We start from the raw sequence: 13,687 nt of genomic DNA on the forward strand, positions 1-13,687 counted from the left end.
CAATTTGGTCACAATTCCGTTTAGAGTCGCGAACAAGTTGATCGACGGCAGCGGCATCGGAAACGGGGCACGAATGGCTTTTCTCAGATCCTTCGGCATCGGCAGACGCTCCGACGTTCTGATCTACGACCCCCATAAACTGTCCAGCCCGCAGGTTTTTCTGCTGACCATGCTGATCTTCCTGGTCATCGTGGGCTTCATCGCCGCCATCCTGACCCGCCAGGTCTCGAGCGCATTCGTCACCAATCCGGGCCTCAACGGGCTGATCATCGGCGTTCTGGTGGTCGGCATCCTGCTCGCCTTCGCCCAGGTCGGGCGCCTGTTTCGCGAGGTGCGCTGGGTCAACTCCTTCCGCGCCGGCTCGGAAACCACCGAACCGGTGCTGCTCGCGCCGATGAAGGCGATGATCGGCCGCTCGTCGACTGTGGCCTTCTCGACCTCCTCGATGCGCACCATGCTCGATTCAATCGCCACCCGCCTCGACGAAAGCCGCGACACCTCGCGCTATCTCGTCGGCCTCCTGGTGTTCCTCGGCCTGCTCGGCACCTTCTGGGGCCTGCTCAACACGATCGGCTCGATCCGCGAAACCATCGAATCTCTCGATCCCGGAACCGGTGACGCCGCCGCCGTGCTGGATTCGCTCAAGCAAGGCCTGTCGGCGCCGCTGGCCGGCATGGGCACCGCCTTCTCGTCCTCGCTATTCGGTCTCTCTGGTTCACTGGTGCTCGGCTTCCTCGACCTGCAGGCAGGCCGCGCCCAGACCCGCTTCTACACCGAGCTGGAAAACTGGCTGTCCTCGGTCACCGATCTCTCCTCCGACATCGTCGTTGCCGATCCGGCCAGAAACGAACCCTCCGACGAGATCCGCCTGTTGTCGGAAAGGCTGCGCAGCCTGCAAGAGAATGGCGGCGGCTCCAATCCGCGCGTCGCCACCGCCATGGCCAATCTTGCCGACGGCATCTCCGGTCTTGTCAAGAACATGCGCTCCGAACAGCAGATCATGCGCGACTGGGTCGAAGCCCAGTCCGACGAGCAGAAGGCGATGCGCAACACGCTGGAAAAGATCGCCGACGCCCTGAAGAAGCAGGGAGTGCACTGACGTGGCATTGGCGCGCGCGCGGCGCTCCGATCGCCGCATCGACTACTGGCCGGGCTTCGTCGACGCGCTGTCGACGCTGCTCCTGGCGATCATGTTCCTGCTCACCGTGTTCGTGCTGGCGCAGTTCCTGCTCGGCCGCGAAATCTCCGGCAAGGACACTGTGCTCAACCGCCTCAACTCGCAGATCAACGAACTGACCCAGCTTCTGGCGCTTGAGCGCTCATCGACGCAGGACAAGGAGGATTCGCTGGCCAATTTGCAGGCCTCGCTGTCGGCGTCGGAGGCGGAAAAGAGCCGGCTCCAGCAATTGCTGGCGCAAGGCGCTGGCGCCGGCGATGCGGCCACTCAGCGCGCCACGGCCCTGTCGGGCGAACTCGACAACCAGCGCCAGATCAGCCAGCAGGCGCTGAGCCAGGTCGAGATCCTCAACCAGCAGATCGCAGCACTTCGCAAGCAGATCGGCGCGCTCGAGGACGCGCTCAACGTGTCCGAGACGCGCGACCGCGACTCCAACACCAAGATCGCCGATCTCGGCCGCCGCCTCAACGTCGCACTTGCGCAGCGCGTCCAGGAGCTGAACCGCTACCGCTCCGATTTCTTCGGAAGACTGCGTGAAATCCTCGCCGACCGCGAGAACATCCGCATCGTCGGCGACCGTTTCGTCTTCCAGTCGGAAGTGCTATTTCCGACCGGCTCCGAGGTGATCAACGATGCCGGCAAGGTCGAGATGAAGAAGCTCGCCGACGCCATCATCGAACTGCAGAAGGAGATCCCACCGGAGATCAACTGGGTGCTGCGCGTCGACGGCCACACCGACAACAAGCCGCTGTCCGGCACCGGCCGCTACCGCGACAATTGGGACCTGTCGACGGCACGCTCGACCTCGGTGGTGAAGTTCCTGATCGAGAATGGCGTGCCGGCCAACCGGCTGGTTGCCGCCGGCTTCGGCGAGTTCCAGCCGCTCGACCCCGCCGACACTGACGAGGCGCGCAACAAGAACCGCCGGATTGAACTGAAGCTCACCGAACGGTGATCGCGCATCACGCGAATTTGTTCGCCGGCTCAACGCTAGGGCGCAGACATTAGGCCGGCAAGGCCTGAAAAGATTATCTTTTTTTAATTACACTTCGTCGCCGAGCGCTACTAGTTTCCGCTGCGGAGGCCGAGAACCGCCGGCGATGACACCCATCATCGCGACGCGACGGAACCGGACGGCCTGTGACCGGAAGTTGGGCGCAGCAATCGCCCCTTCCATGTTAAGAGGAGGACGCAGCCATGCGCTCTTTTGCTCCCAGGACAACAATCAGGACTGCAACGATCGCCGCCTTTCTCGTGGCGGTTCCTTTGGCCGGCGCCTATGCCGCCGGACATCACAAGGGCGCTCTCGACGCAACGGACCCGACCGACATGGTCGGCCCGCGCATAACCGGCCTGATCGAACAAGTGAAGGGCGTCGACGAAGGCATCACCGATGCAAGGCAGGCGAACACGATCACGCCGTCCGAGGCGCAGACGCTGCACATGCGCGCCGCCCATATCAGCCAGGCTGCCGCAAGAACGGCCGCCGCGGATCATGGCAGGATACCGGCTGCGCAGTATCATGATTTGCTGCGCCGGCTCGACAATGTCGACCAGGCGCTGCGGAGCGACACGGGCACCGGCTTCCTGATGGGCGACGGCGCCGACGGCGGCCACTATCCGAACGGCTGATCACCGGAACAGAGGAAGGGACCACCTGGCGCTCGAGGGAACCCGTCCCAAGGGCGCCTTTTTTACCAGCCCAGCCAGAGCACGATCAGGGCAAGAACGGCCGGCACGGTCTGGATGAACAGGATCTTCCTGCTGACGGTCGCCGCGCCATAGAGGCCCGCCAGGGCGACGCAGAGCAGGAAGAACACTTTGATCTGGAAGCCGGCCGCCCCGAGCGTGAGGCCCCAGATCAGGCCGGCGGCGAGAAAGCCATTGTAGAGCCCCTGGTTGGCGGCGAGCACCTTGGACGCCTTGGCGAAGTCCGCCGTCAGGCCGAACGCCTTGTGGCCGCGCGGCGTATCCCACAGCACCATCTCCAGATAGACGATGTAGCAGTGGATCAGCGCCACCAGCCCGACCAGAATGCTACCGATCATTCTGCCCCTCCGTTGCCGTCTTTGCGGCCAGCCAGCATTGATCATGCACGGGCCTCGCTGCGCAAGATGCCTTGAGCTTAGGCCGCGCGAGGCTCAGGGTTGCCAACCCCGGCATGTTGGTATCTTTTCCCGCCAGCCAATCGAAGCCGACCAGACCGGAACCTGCCATGTCCTTTCAAAAACTCGACGACCTCGGCCACAAGCTCGAAGCGCTGGAGCATGCGCTTGCCATCCTCGGCGCCGACGAGGCGACGCATATGGCGATCGGCGGCGGCGAGAAGCGCGCCGAGGCGATGTCGGCGCTTGCCGGCATGCTCCACGCCCGGGCGACGGCGCCCGAAATATCAGACTGGATCACCGCTGCGGAACAAGAGGTGCTGAACGAGGAACAGCAGGCGGCGGTCAGGGAGTTGCGCCGACAATACACCAACCTGACCTGCCTGCCGGTCGAGTTTGTCGAGCGCCAGACGACGGCGCGCATGCGCTCCGAACAACTCTGGCGCGATCTGCGCGCCAAGAACGACTGGGCAGGCTTCCTGCCGGCGCTGGAGGGCGTAGTCGCCCTGGTGCGCGAGGAGGCGGCATTGCGCGCCGACGTGCTCGGCCTCGACCCCTACGACGCGCTGATGGAACAGTACGATCCCGGCAATCGCGCCGCCGACATTACGCCGGTGTTCGCCGAGCTGAAGACTTTTCTGAAGGGCTTTGTGCCCGAGGCGCTGGCCGTGCAGGAAGAGCGCCTGGCAAAGCATCCGCTGAAGCCGCTCTCCGGCAGCTATGCGATCGACAGGCAGCGCGAGCTTGGCCTCGCCATGATGGCGGCCGTCGGTTTCGACCTGACCCATGGCTCGCTGTCGGTGTCGCATCATCCCTTCTGCGGCGGCGTGCCGAGCGACGTGCGCATCACCACCCGCTACAAGACGTCGGATTTCCTGTCGGCGCTGATGGGCGTCTTGCACGAGACCGGCCATGCGCTTTACGAGCAGAACCTGCCCAAGGCTTGGTCGCATTGGCCGCTCGGTAAGGCGCGGGGCATGGCGGTGCATGAAAGCCAGAGCCTGTTCGTCGAAAAACAGATCGGCCGCAACCCGGCCTTCTGGCGCTGGGCGCTACCGGTGGTCGAAAAGCATCTCGGCGAGGCCTGGTCGATCGACGACATCCTGCCACATGTGCACCGGGTCGACCGCGGCCTGATCCGCGTCGATGCCGACGAGGTCACCTACCCGCTGCACGTCATTCTGCGCTATGAGCTGGAACAGGAGCTTGTGTCGGGACGGCTGGAAGCGGCGGACCTGCCCGAAGCATGGGATGCCAAGATGCGCGACTATCTCGGCCTGTCGACCATCGACAACCCCGCCGACGGCCCGATGCAGGACGTGCATTGGCCAGGCGCCGCCTTCGGCTATTTCCCGTCCTACACGCTGGGCGCCATGATGGCGGCGCAGCAATGGGCGACGCTGACCAGCGAACATCCTTCAGCCGACGGGGATCTCGCCAAGGGGGATTTCAGTACCATCAACGATTGGCGCCGTGAAAAAATCTGGTCGCAAGGGTCGCGCTGGTCGACGCCGGACCTGCTCGAACGCGCCACCGGCGAGAAGCTGAATGCCGTGTATTTCACCGACCATCTGCGCAAGAGATACGGTGCCGTGTAGCAGCGAAGGCGATCTGGCATTAGCCACGCGCCGGATAACGTGGGCTACTCGGCCGCACCCTTGAAGGCACTGGCGCCGGTCTCGAACTGCAGTTTGGCCAATCGCGCATAGATGCCGCCCTTGGCGACGAGGCTTTGGTGCGTGCCTTCCTCGACGACGCAGCCGCCTTCAATGACCAGGATGCGGTCGGCCTTCAGCACCGTCGCCAAGCGATGGGCGATGACTAAAGTCGTGCGGCCCTGCATCAGCCGTACCAACGCCGTCTGCACCAGTGTCTCGCTTTCGGCATCGAGCGCCGAGGTGGCCTCGTCAAGCAGCAGGATCGGCGCATCGCGCAATATGGCGCGGGCAATCGCCACGCGCTGGCGCTGGCCGCCGGACAGGGTCACGCCGCGCTCGCCGACCTGGCTGTCATAGCCCTTTTCGAGTTTCAGGATGAACTCGTCGGCAAGGGCGGCCTTTGCCGCCGCCTCGATCTCGGCCTCGCTGGCGCCAGGCCGGCCGAAGCCGATATTGTCGCGCGCGCTGGCCGCGAAGATGGTGACGTCCTGCGGTACGATCGCGATGCGCTCCCTGACACTAGCGGGATCGGCCTCGCGCAGGTCGACACCGTCGATGACGATGCGGCCGGTCTCGGGGTCATAGAAGCGCAGGATCAGCGAAAACACCGTGCTCTTGCCGGCGCCCGAGGGGCCGACGATCGCCACCGTCTCGCCGGGCTTGATCTGAAAACTCAGGCCATGGACGGCGGCGCGGTCGGGCCTTGCCGGATACGAGAAGGACACGTCGTCGAAGCTGATCGCGCCTTTCGCTTTCACCGGCAGCGGCGCGGGATTGGCCGGCGACTGGATGGCGGGCTTTTCGGCCAGGATCTCGGTCAGCCGCTCCGCCGCGCCCGCCGCCTGGGCAAGCTCGCCCCAGACCTCCGATAGCGCGCCGAGCGCGCCGGCGGCGAACACCGAATAGAGCAGGAACTGGCCGAGCGTGCCCGGCGATAGCGTGCCAGCCAACACGTCGCGCGAGCCAAACCAGAGCACCGCCACGACCGAGGAAAAGATCATGAAGATGGCGAAGAAGGTCAGGAAGGAGCGGGCGAAGATCGAGGCCCGCGCCGCCTCGAAGGCGGCCTCCACAGCACCGGAGAACTTGCCGGTGACCAGTTTTTCGTTGGTGAAGGCCTGCAGCGTGCGCACCGCACCGATCTGCTCGCTGGCATAGGCGGTGGCGTCGGCCAGCGTGTCCTGCGCCTGCCGCGACTTGCGCCTGACCGAGCGCCCGAAGGCAACAAGCGGCAGCACGATGACGGGAATCGCGGCAATCACCAGGCCTGACAGTTTCGGGCTGGTGACGACCATCATCGCCACCGCGCCGAGGCCGAGGATGACGTTGCGCAGCGCCACCGAGGCGGTAGCGCCGACCGCTGATTTCACCTGCGTGGTGTCGGCGGCAAGCCGCGACACGATCTCGCCCGACTGTGCGGTGTCGAAGAAGGCCGGCGACAGCGTCGTGACATGGGCAAACACATCGCTGCGGATGTCGGCGACGACGCGCTCGCCGAGCGTGATGACGAAATAGTAGCGGCTGGCCGAAGCCGCCGCCAGCAAGGCGGCCATCACCACCAGCATGGCGAAATATTCGGCGATGAAACTGGAATCGGACGCGGAAAAGCCATGGTCGATCATGCGCCGCACGGCGAGCGGCAAGGCCAGCGTCGTCGCAGCGGCGACGACCAGCGAGATGACCGCGCCGATGACCATTTTGCGGTAGCGGGTAATGTAGGGAAAAAGACGCCTCAGCGGCCCGAGCGAGCGCCGGCGCCCGTCTTCCTCGCCGCTGATATCCGCCATGACCGTTTCCTCTGGCCGCTTCCAGGTGGGGCGCTTTCAATATGCGCCTGCCGCGGCCTTGTGATTCAATTCCGGCTGATGTATAGGCTCGCCGACCGTTTTAGAAGCCGTGGCTCCTCAATAGCTGCGGCTTCGAGTTTTAAAAAGGGGCGCATCGACGCAGGCCATCGGCCCGTCGACAGCGCCTGCGAGCCAGGAACAGAACCATGAAGACCGACATCCATCCCGACTACCACACGATCAAGGTCGTCATGACCGACGGCACCGAATACATGACCCGTTCGACCTGGGGCAAGGAAGGCGATACGATGAACCTCGATATCGACCCGACCACCCATCCGGCCTGGACCGGCGGCCAGCAGACCCTGCTCGACCGCGGCGGCCGTCTGTCGAAGTTCAAGAAGCGTTTCGAAGGCTTCGGCATCTAAGCCGCATCGGTCCTTCACGAATCAAAAACCCGCCTTCGAGGCGGGTTTTTTTGTTGTCTGAGCCTTGCCGCTTCTCAGCCGAGGTCGCAGCCTACTCTGCAAGCAGTTCGCGCAGCGCCATGCGCTTGTAGGTCGCGACCAGCCTGTCGCCTTCCTCTCGATCGACAGAGATCGCCAGCCGCATGGCGGCCTCGCCCATCTGCCAAACGAAAAACGCCGTCGTCTCCAGCGCCACCGGGTCGGCGGCCGGACGCAGCCGCCTCAGCACCGCGATGAGGAATTCGGCATTAGCGCGGCTGTCGGCGAGCTCCAGTTCGCGCAGCGCCTTGTCGGCCTGCGTGCCCGACCAGATGTCGCGCATCACCGGTTCGGCCAGGAACAGCCGGTAATAGATGTCCACCAGCTCCGAAAACGCCTGCCGCAAGCCTTCGGCGTCGCCGACATCCTTCAGCGCGGCCGCGATACAGGCCTGGCTTTCGGCGGTGTAGCGCTCGGCCAGCGCCCAGACGATCGCCCGCTTGTCCGGGAAAAACTGGTAGAGCGAGCCGATCGACACGCCAGCCCTCTCCGCCACCTCGCCCATGCGCATGGCGTCGCTGCCCTGCTCGGCGATCAACGCCGAGGCCGCGGCCAGCATCCGCTCGACCCGCTCGCGGCTGCGCTGTTGGCTGGGCGCCCGGCGCGGCGATGTAACCTGCCCATCCTGTTGCGGCGACACGGCGGACCTGCCTTCCATGGCTCTCTCCGGAAACATTCTTCGACAAACTGGCTTGACTCGCAAAATACGAGGGTTTATCACGTTTTGCAAATGTGAGGATTACTCATATTTGTAATAGAGGAAGCCGAGATGACGACTGACACAGCAAAACATCCGACCTTGATCCTTGGCGGCACCGGTAAGATCGGCCGCCGCCTCGCCGAGCGGCTGACGGCGCGTGGCCTTCCGGTGCGCATCGGCTCACGCTCCGGCGCCCCATCTTTCGACTGGGAAGACAGCGCGACCTGGGCCCCGGCAATGCAGGGCGTGGGCGCCGTCTACATCAGCTACTATCCCGATCTTTCCGTGCCGGGTGCCGCTGAAGCGGTCGGCGCTTTCGCCAATCTTGCCGTGCAAAACGGCATCACGCGGCTGGTGCTGCTGTCGGGGCGGGGCGAAACCGAGGCCCAGCGCGCCGAACAGATACTGAAGGCTTCGGGCGCCGACTGGACGATCCTGCGCTGTGCCTGGTTTGCCCAGAACTTCAGTGAGAGCTTTCTGCTTGGCCCCTTGCTCGAAGGCGAGGTGGCGTTGCCGGTCGGCAATGTCGGAGAACCTTTTGTCGATGCAGACGACATCGCCGACGCTGCCGAGGTGGCGCTTACCCAGCAAGGGCATGTCGGCCAGCTTTATGAACTGACCGGACCGCGGCTGCTGAGTTTCGCCGACGCAATCGCCGAGATCGGCAGGGCCGCCGGCCGCAACATCCGTTTCAAGCAGATTTCGCATGCCGAGTTCGCCGCCGCAATCGCCGCGCACGAGCTGCCGGCCGAGTTTGCCTGGCTGCTCAACGAGCTCTTCACCGAGGTGCTCGACGGCCGCAACGAGGCGCTGGCCGACGGCGTCCAACGCGTTCTCGGCCGTGCGCCAAAAGACTTTTCCGCCTATACAACCGAAACCGCGGCCTCTGGCATCTGGAGCAACTGACATGATCGCGAAGCTTCTTCCCACCCTCATCTTCATCGCCGCGCTCGGTTCGGGCATCGTCGGCGGCGTCTTCTTCGCCTTTTCCAACTTCGTCATGCCGGCGCTTGCCCGCCTGCCCGCCGCGGGCGGCATCGCTGCCATGAATTCGATCAACATCACCGTGATTACGCCGCTGTTCATGACCGCGCTTTTCGGCACCGGGCTGGTCTGCCTGGTGCTCATTGCCGGCGCGATCATCGGCTGGGGCCAGCCGGGCTCGTTCTGGCTGCTCGCCGGCGCGCTGCTCTATCTCGTCGGCAACCCGATCGTTACCATGGTCTTCAACGTACCGCTCAACGATGGGTTGGCCGCGGTCGATCCGGCCAGCACCAACGGCGCCACCGTGTGGACGAACTATCTGACCAACTGGGTGATGTGGAACCATGTCCGCACTGTCACCGCGATCGACGCGATGGCCTGCTTCATTCTCGCATTGCTCTGAAAATGACGGCCCAAAATGCAAAAGACACTGCTTCAGGCGGGGTTTTTTTGCGTGTCATCCTTTGACGTGTGGCCCTTGCGGTCGGCATGGCCGAGATCGCGATCCGGATCGATGACGTCGCGCACCAATTGCTTGAGCTTTGCGGCGTCCGGAAAGCCACCATCGCGCTTGCGGTCCCAGACCAGCGTGTCGTTGCAACTGATGGTGAAGATGCCGCCGGTGCCGGGCACCAGGGTCACCTCGGCCAGATCCGTACCAAAGGTGGAGAGCAGTTCCTGCGCCATCCAGCCGGCGCGCAGCAGCCACTGGCACTGCGTGCAATATGTGATGCGGATGGTGGGCAGCGGCGTTTCGCTCATCACGCCGCGCTGAGTTTCGCCATGGTCTCGTCGTCGACCTCGAAATTGGCGTAGACGCTCTGCACGTCGTCGTCGTCCTCGAGCGTGGCGACCAGCTTCATCAGCGACTGCGCGCGCTCCTCGTCGACCGGGATATTGTTCTGCGGCCGCCAGATCGGCTTCACCGATTCAGCCTCGCCGAGCGCGCCTTCCAGCGCCTTGGAGACTTCGCCGAGATTTTCGAAGGCGCAATAGATGGTGTGGCCTTCCTCGTCCGACTGCACGTCGTCGGCGCCGGCCTCGATCGCCGCATCCATGACCTTTTCGGCGCTGCCGACTGATGCCGGATAATAGATTTCGCCGACGCGATCCCACATGAACGACACCGAGCCGGTTTCGCCCATCGCCCCGCCGGCCTTGGTGAAGGCCGCGCGCACGTTCGAGGCCGAACGGTTGCGGTTGTCGGTCAGCGCCTCGACGATCAGCGCCACGCCGCCCGGCCCGTAGCCTTCATAGCGCACCGCTTCGTAGTTTTCGGCGTCGCCCATCGACGCCTTGTTGATGGCGCGCTGGATGTTGTCCTTCGGCATCGACACCGCCTTGGCGTTCTGCACGGCAAGGCGCAGGCGCGGATTCATCGACGGGTCCGGCGTCCCGGTCTTGGCGGCGACGGTGATTTCGCGCGCCAGCTTGGAAAACATTTTCGACCGCACCGCGTCCTGGCGGCCCTTGCGGTGCATGATGTTCTTGAATTGTGAATGGCCAGCCATGGCACCCCTGTCGTCTTCGGCTAGAGCATTTGCGGCCGGGCGGATTCACCCGGCGTTTGCGAAAATGCTCGAATTCAAATTTCAGAACGCCCCTGGTACGCCCGATTGGACATACGGCGATCTCTGTCGGAATGGCCGGCTTATAAATAAATCGGCTCAATTCGTCCAGCCGCGCCGTTGGCGACATGGGCGGGATCAGCCCGACGGGCCTGGCCCGCAGCCGTTCAGCCCTCGAGATCGGACTTCAGCCGGTCGATGATGCTGATCGCGTGGCCGGCATACTGACTGATCCAGCGGTCATGGATCTGCTTGATCGGCAGCGCGTTGAGATGGTTCCAGCGCTCGCGCCCCTCGCGCCGCGCCACGATCAGCTCGGCCTCCTCCAGCACCTTGAGGTGCAGCATGACGGTGCAGCGGTCCATGTCGGGAAAGGCCTCGCACAGCATGCCGGTGGTGCGCGGCGCGTCCTTCATCTGGTCCAGCAATTCGCGCCGGCGTGGATGCGCCAGCGCCTTGAAAACATTGTCGTCTTGCGATCGGCTTGACATGTTATGTTTCTATAACATATTGTCGGGCAGATCAAGGAAGGAGCTGTGGATATGTCCCTTGGATTCAGGATCTCCGGACGCATCGGCAAACCGGTCGACGAAGTCTTCGACGCGGTCGTCAATCCGAACAAGCTCAGCGGCTACTTCACCACCATAGGCGGCGCCAGCGCACCGCTGGTGGCGGGCACTACCGTAACATGGTGGAAGACGGTGCCTGTCGAAGTCGACGAGGTCGCGAAAGACAGCCGCATCGTGCTGCGTTGGGATGCTACCGACGCCGACGGCAAGCCGGCCTATAAGACGCGCATCGAAATGAATTTCGAGCCGCTGGACGACGGTGGCACCTTCGTCACCATCGCCGAAAGCGGCTGGCACGAGGGCGAGGTCGGGTTGAAGAAGTCCTACCTCAATTGCGAAGGCTGGTCGCAGATGCTGGCCTGCATGAAGGCCTATGTCGAATACGGCATCAATTTGCGCGACGGCTATTACCGCAGCGAGATGAAGGGCGAACCCGCCAACGAGACCAATATCTGAGCGACCGTGATGAAGACGGAGGCCTGCGATGAAGAGAGTAACGCCATTCCTGATGTTCGAGGGCAAGGCTGAGGAGGCGATGACCCTCTACTGCGAGACCATTCCCGACAGCAGCGTCCTTGACGTCACCCGTTACGGCCCCGGCGAAGACGGCCCTGAAGGAACGCTCAAGCTGGCACGTGTGTCCATCGGCGGCCTGGAAGTGATGGTCTACAACAGCCCCGTCCACCATGCCTTCACCTTCACGCCGTCGGCCTCGCTCTACGTGGATTGTTCCTCCGAGCAGGAGCTGAACTGCATTGTCGAGACAATGGAAAAGGACGGCGCGTTCCTGATGCCGCCCGACAATTATGGCTTCAGCCGCCGTTTCGCATGGCTGAACGACAGGTTCGGAGTCTCCTGGCAGGTCAATCTGGCGTAGCGAGCGCGGGCCGCGCCGGCTGATGAAGAAACAACATCTGAACGCAGGAAGTGGAGCCAGCAATGACCACGAAAATCACCGGCGGCGTCAACATCGCCATGAAAGTTCCGCCGCACCAGTATGAGGCGACGATCGCTTTCTACCGCGACGTCGTCGGCCTGAAGCCATTCACCACCAAGGCGCCGGCAATCGGCTTCGAACTCGGCCCCAACCGCCTGTGGATCGATGAAGCGCCGATGATGAGCCAGGCCGAAATCTGGCTGGAATTGTTCACAGACGATTTCCCGGTGGCCGCGGATCATTTCGCCAAGGCCGGCATTGTGCGCTGTGACGCCATCGAGCCCTTGGGCGAAGGTTTCCATGGCTTCTGGATCACCAATCCGGTCGGCATCATCCACATGGTGCGCGAACCCGACGCATGGTGAACCCCAAAGCCTGAAAGGAGACCGTCATGGAAATCCACGAAGCGCCAACCGCCGAAACTGCCATGCTGATCAGGCGGCCTGTTGCCGAGGTGTTTGAAGCGATCGTCGATCCGGCCGTCACCACGAAGTTCTGGTTCACTCACGGCAGCGGCCGGCTGGACGCAGGCAAGCCGGTTCAGTGGGAGTGGCGCATGTACGGAGTCTCGACGGCGGTCGATGTCAGCGAGATCGTCAAGGACAAGAAGATCGTCATGCAGTGGAGCGATCCACAAACAACGGTGGTCTGGACCTTCACCGAAATGCCAGGCAACGCCACCTTTCTCGAGGTCCGCAATTTCGGCTTCGCCGGCAGTGGTGACGAACAGGTCAGGCAGGCGATCGATTCGACCGGCGGCTTCTCACTCGTGCTGGCCAGCGCCAAGGGCTGGCTGGAGCAGGGTCTGACGCTGAGGCTGATCAGCGATCGCCATCCGAAGGGCGTGCCAGCAAGCTAAGAACAATTCCGGAAAAGTGTGTAGCGGTTTTCCGTCCGGAATTGCAGCTTCAGTGCCCGCCGCCGGACCTTGCCTTCCTCCGCCGCCGCGCCAACATGTTGAGGCCCTCGACCAGTGCCGAAAACCCCATGGCGGCATAGATGTAGCCCTTGGGCACATGGTAGCCCATGCCGTCGGCGATCAGTGTCATGCCGATCATCAAAAGGAAGCCCAGCGCCAGCATGACGATGCTCGGGTTCTTGGCGATGAAGTCGGCGAGCGGCCCGGCCGCCAGCATCATCACGGTGACCGCCACGATCACGGCGATGTACATGATGGCAATCTCGTCGGTCATGCCGACGGCGGTGATGATCGAATCGATCGAGAAGACGAGATCGAGCAGCAGTATCTGGAAGATGGCGCCGGCAAGCGATATCTGCAGCGTCTCGCCAAGCATCGTGTCCTTGTGGTCGTCGGGATCGACCGTGTGGTGGATTTCCTTGGTCGCCTTCCAGACCAGGAACAGGCCGCCGGCGATCAGAATCAGGTCGCGCCAGGAAAATCCGTGGCCAAGCGCGGTGAACACCGGCGTCGTCAGCTGGACGATGATCGAGATGGTGGCAAGCAGCACCAGCCGCATGATCAGCGCCGCCGAGATGCCAAGCCGGCGCGCGCGGGCGCGTTGCGCTTCCGGCAATTTGTTGGTGAGGATCGAGATGAAGATCAGATTGTCGATGCCGAGCACGACCTCCAGCACCACCAGTGTCAGCAGCGCGACCCAGGCGGTCGGGTCCGAGACAAAGGCAAAATGCGGCGCCAGGAATTCGATGAGCTGCATGGAGGTCGTCCCCTCTACGA

General features: G+C 63.4%; 18 protein-coding genes. 11 read left to right on the forward strand and 7 right to left on the reverse strand.

The window, feature by feature from the left end; all coding sequences use genetic code 11:
* The first annotated feature begins 73 nt into the window (after positions 1-73).
* From D3227_RS08015 to D3227_RS08025, 3 genes are all read left to right on the forward strand, one after another.
* Positions 74-1,099, forward strand: coding sequence for a MotA/TolQ/ExbB proton channel family protein (locus D3227_RS08015; protein ID WP_120013626.1), 1,026 nt, complete (start codon positions 74-76; stop codon positions 1,097-1,099).
* A gap of 1 nt (position 1,100) precedes the next feature.
* Positions 1,101-2,132 carry a peptidoglycan -binding protein gene (locus D3227_RS08020; RefSeq protein WP_120013561.1) on the forward strand — a complete coding sequence of 344 codons (1,032 nt, stop codon included), beginning with the start codon at positions 1,101-1,103 and terminating at the stop codon, positions 2,130-2,132.
* Between the two features lie 242 nt (positions 2,133-2,374).
* Positions 2,375-2,809, forward strand: a complete 435-nt coding sequence (locus tag D3227_RS08025) for a hypothetical protein (protein WP_120013562.1) — start codon at positions 2,375-2,377, stop codon at positions 2,807-2,809.
* Between the two features lie 62 nt (positions 2,810-2,871).
* On the opposite strand, the gene D3227_RS08030 is transcribed toward D3227_RS08025, so the two are convergent.
* The gene (locus D3227_RS08030) at positions 2,872-3,225 is read right to left on the reverse strand and encodes a DUF1304 domain-containing protein (protein WP_120013563.1); all 354 of its coding nucleotides are present in this window, start codon (positions 3,223-3,225) and stop codon (positions 2,872-2,874) included.
* A 167-nt stretch (positions 3,226-3,392) separates the two neighbouring features.
* On the opposite strand from D3227_RS08030, the gene D3227_RS08035 reads away from it, so the two are divergent.
* The gene (locus D3227_RS08035) at positions 3,393-4,880 is read left to right on the forward strand and encodes a carboxypeptidase M32 (protein WP_120013564.1); all 1,488 of its coding nucleotides are present in this window, start codon (positions 3,393-3,395) and stop codon (positions 4,878-4,880) included.
* Positions 4,881-4,924: 44 nt separating this feature from the next.
* Here D3227_RS08035 and D3227_RS08040 read toward each other — a convergent pair whose 3' ends face one another.
* The gene (locus D3227_RS08040; RefSeq protein ID WP_120013565.1) at positions 4,925-6,727 is read right to left on the reverse strand and encodes an ABC transporter transmembrane domain-containing protein; all 1,803 of its coding nucleotides are present in this window, start codon (positions 6,725-6,727) and stop codon (positions 4,925-4,927) included.
* A gap of 206 nt (positions 6,728-6,933) precedes the next feature.
* Between D3227_RS08040 and rpmE the strand changes: the two genes are divergently transcribed.
* Positions 6,934-7,155, forward strand: coding sequence for a 50S ribosomal protein L31 (gene rpmE / locus D3227_RS08045; protein WP_006200144.1), 222 nt, complete (start codon positions 6,934-6,936; stop codon positions 7,153-7,155).
* A 91-nt stretch (positions 7,156-7,246) separates the two neighbouring features.
* Here the strand turns inward: rpmE and D3227_RS08050 are convergent, their stop codons facing one another.
* On the reverse strand, positions 7,247-7,891 hold the full coding sequence (locus D3227_RS08050) for a TetR/AcrR family transcriptional regulator (protein ID WP_120013566.1): 645 nt from the start codon (positions 7,889-7,891) through the stop codon (positions 7,247-7,249).
* Between the two features lie 111 nt (positions 7,892-8,002).
* Here D3227_RS08050 and D3227_RS08055 point away from each other — a divergent pair, with 111 nt between their 5' ends.
* Together D3227_RS08055 and D3227_RS08060 are read left to right on the forward strand one after the other, a co-directional pair.
* The gene (locus tag D3227_RS08055) at positions 8,003-8,839 is read left to right on the forward strand and encodes an NAD(P)H-binding protein (RefSeq protein WP_120013567.1); all 837 of its coding nucleotides are present in this window, start codon (positions 8,003-8,005) and stop codon (positions 8,837-8,839) included.
* 1 nt (position 8,840) lies between these two features.
* Positions 8,841-9,320: an anthrone oxygenase family protein gene (locus tag D3227_RS08060; RefSeq protein WP_120013568.1), complete on the forward strand. Its 480-nt coding sequence runs from the start codon at positions 8,841-8,843 to the stop codon at positions 9,318-9,320.
* Between the two features lie 32 nt (positions 9,321-9,352).
* On the opposite strand, the gene D3227_RS08065 is transcribed toward D3227_RS08060, so the two are convergent.
* The 3 genes from D3227_RS08065 to D3227_RS08075 all read right to left on the reverse strand — a co-directional run bounded on the left by D3227_RS08065 (position 9,353) and on the right by D3227_RS08075 (position 10,976).
* Positions 9,353-9,679, reverse strand: coding sequence for an Rdx family protein (locus D3227_RS08065; protein WP_120013569.1), 327 nt, complete (start codon positions 9,677-9,679; stop codon positions 9,353-9,355).
* Positions 9,679-10,428, reverse strand: coding sequence for a YebC/PmpR family DNA-binding transcriptional regulator (locus D3227_RS08070; RefSeq protein WP_120013570.1), 750 nt, complete (start codon positions 10,426-10,428; stop codon positions 9,679-9,681). The genes D3227_RS08065 and D3227_RS08070 overlap by 1 nt, the downstream gene beginning before the upstream one ends.
* A gap of 224 nt (positions 10,429-10,652) precedes the next feature.
* Positions 10,653-10,976 carry an ArsR/SmtB family transcription factor gene (locus D3227_RS08075; RefSeq protein ID WP_120013571.1) on the reverse strand — a complete coding sequence of 108 codons (324 nt, stop codon included), beginning with the start codon at positions 10,974-10,976 and terminating at the stop codon, positions 10,653-10,655.
* Positions 10,977-11,027: 51 nt separating this feature from the next.
* On the opposite strand from D3227_RS08075, the gene D3227_RS08080 reads away from it, so the two are divergent.
* The 4 genes from D3227_RS08080 to D3227_RS08095 all read left to right on the forward strand — a co-directional run bounded on the left by D3227_RS08080 (position 11,028) and on the right by D3227_RS08095 (position 12,850).
* Positions 11,028-11,510 carry an SRPBCC domain-containing protein gene (locus D3227_RS08080; RefSeq protein WP_120013572.1) on the forward strand — a complete coding sequence of 161 codons (483 nt, stop codon included), beginning with the start codon at positions 11,028-11,030 and terminating at the stop codon, positions 11,508-11,510.
* 28 nt (positions 11,511-11,538) lie between these two features.
* Positions 11,539-11,931, forward strand: a complete 393-nt coding sequence (locus D3227_RS08085; RefSeq protein ID WP_120013573.1) for a VOC family protein — start codon at positions 11,539-11,541, stop codon at positions 11,929-11,931.
* A 62-nt stretch (positions 11,932-11,993) separates the two neighbouring features.
* A complete protein-coding gene (locus D3227_RS08090) occupies positions 11,994-12,356 on the forward strand; it encodes a hypothetical protein (protein WP_120013574.1) in 363 nt (120 codons plus the stop codon).
* A 26-nt stretch (positions 12,357-12,382) separates the two neighbouring features.
* Positions 12,383-12,850 (forward strand): SRPBCC family protein, encoded by a 468-nt coding sequence (locus D3227_RS08095; RefSeq protein WP_120013575.1) that lies wholly within the window; start codon positions 12,383-12,385, stop codon positions 12,848-12,850.
* 49 nt (positions 12,851-12,899) lie between these two features.
* On the opposite strand, the gene D3227_RS08100 is transcribed toward D3227_RS08095, so the two are convergent.
* Positions 12,900-13,667 carry a TerC family protein gene (locus tag D3227_RS08100; protein ID WP_006200155.1) on the reverse strand — a complete coding sequence of 256 codons (768 nt, stop codon included), beginning with the start codon at positions 13,665-13,667 and terminating at the stop codon, positions 12,900-12,902.
* Positions 13,668-13,687 lie beyond the last annotated feature (20 nt).

This window comes from Mesorhizobium waimense, from assembly GCF_003601975.1.
Taxonomy (GTDB): domain Bacteria; phylum Pseudomonadota; class Alphaproteobacteria; order Rhizobiales; family Rhizobiaceae; genus Mesorhizobium; species Mesorhizobium waimense.

Coding starts and splice junctions, on each gene's coding strand:
- D3227_RS08015 (WP_120013626.1), top strand. CDS start 74: ATGGCTTTTCTCAGATCCTTCGGCATCGGCAGACGCTCCGACGTTCTG.
- D3227_RS08025 (WP_120013562.1), top strand. CDS start 2,375: ATGCGCTCTTTTGCTCCCAGGACAACAATCAGGACTGCAACGATCGCC.
- D3227_RS08030 (WP_120013563.1), bottom strand. CDS start 3,225: ATGATCGGTAGCATTCTGGTCGGGCTGGTGGCGCTGATCCACTGCTAC.
- D3227_RS08035 (WP_120013564.1), top strand. CDS start 3,393: ATGTCCTTTCAAAAACTCGACGACCTCGGCCACAAGCTCGAAGCGCTG.
- D3227_RS08040 (WP_120013565.1), bottom strand. CDS start 6,727: ATGGCGGATATCAGCGGCGAGGAAGACGGGCGCCGGCGCTCGCTCGGG.
- rpmE (WP_006200144.1), top strand. CDS start 6,934: ATGAAGACCGACATCCATCCCGACTACCACACGATCAAGGTCGTCATG.
- D3227_RS08050 (WP_120013566.1), bottom strand. CDS start 7,891: ATGGAAGGCAGGTCCGCCGTGTCGCCGCAACAGGATGGGCAGGTTACA.
- D3227_RS08055 (WP_120013567.1), top strand. CDS start 8,003: ATGACGACTGACACAGCAAAACATCCGACCTTGATCCTTGGCGGCACC.
- D3227_RS08060 (WP_120013568.1), top strand. CDS start 8,841: ATGATCGCGAAGCTTCTTCCCACCCTCATCTTCATCGCCGCGCTCGGT.
- D3227_RS08065 (WP_120013569.1), bottom strand. CDS start 9,679: ATGAGCGAAACGCCGCTGCCCACCATCCGCATCACATATTGCACGCAG.
- D3227_RS08070 (WP_120013570.1), bottom strand. CDS start 10,428: ATGGCTGGCCATTCACAATTCAAGAACATCATGCACCGCAAGGGCCGC.
- D3227_RS08075 (WP_120013571.1), bottom strand. CDS start 10,976: ATGTCAAGCCGATCGCAAGACGACAATGTTTTCAAGGCGCTGGCGCAT.
- D3227_RS08080 (WP_120013572.1), top strand. CDS start 11,028: ATGTCCCTTGGATTCAGGATCTCCGGACGCATCGGCAAACCGGTCGAC.
- D3227_RS08085 (WP_120013573.1), top strand. CDS start 11,539: ATGAAGAGAGTAACGCCATTCCTGATGTTCGAGGGCAAGGCTGAGGAG.
- D3227_RS08090 (WP_120013574.1), top strand. CDS start 11,994: ATGACCACGAAAATCACCGGCGGCGTCAACATCGCCATGAAAGTTCCG.
- D3227_RS08095 (WP_120013575.1), top strand. CDS start 12,383: ATGGAAATCCACGAAGCGCCAACCGCCGAAACTGCCATGCTGATCAGG.
- D3227_RS08100 (WP_006200155.1), bottom strand. CDS start 13,667: ATGCAGCTCATCGAATTCCTGGCGCCGCATTTTGCCTTTGTCTCGGAC.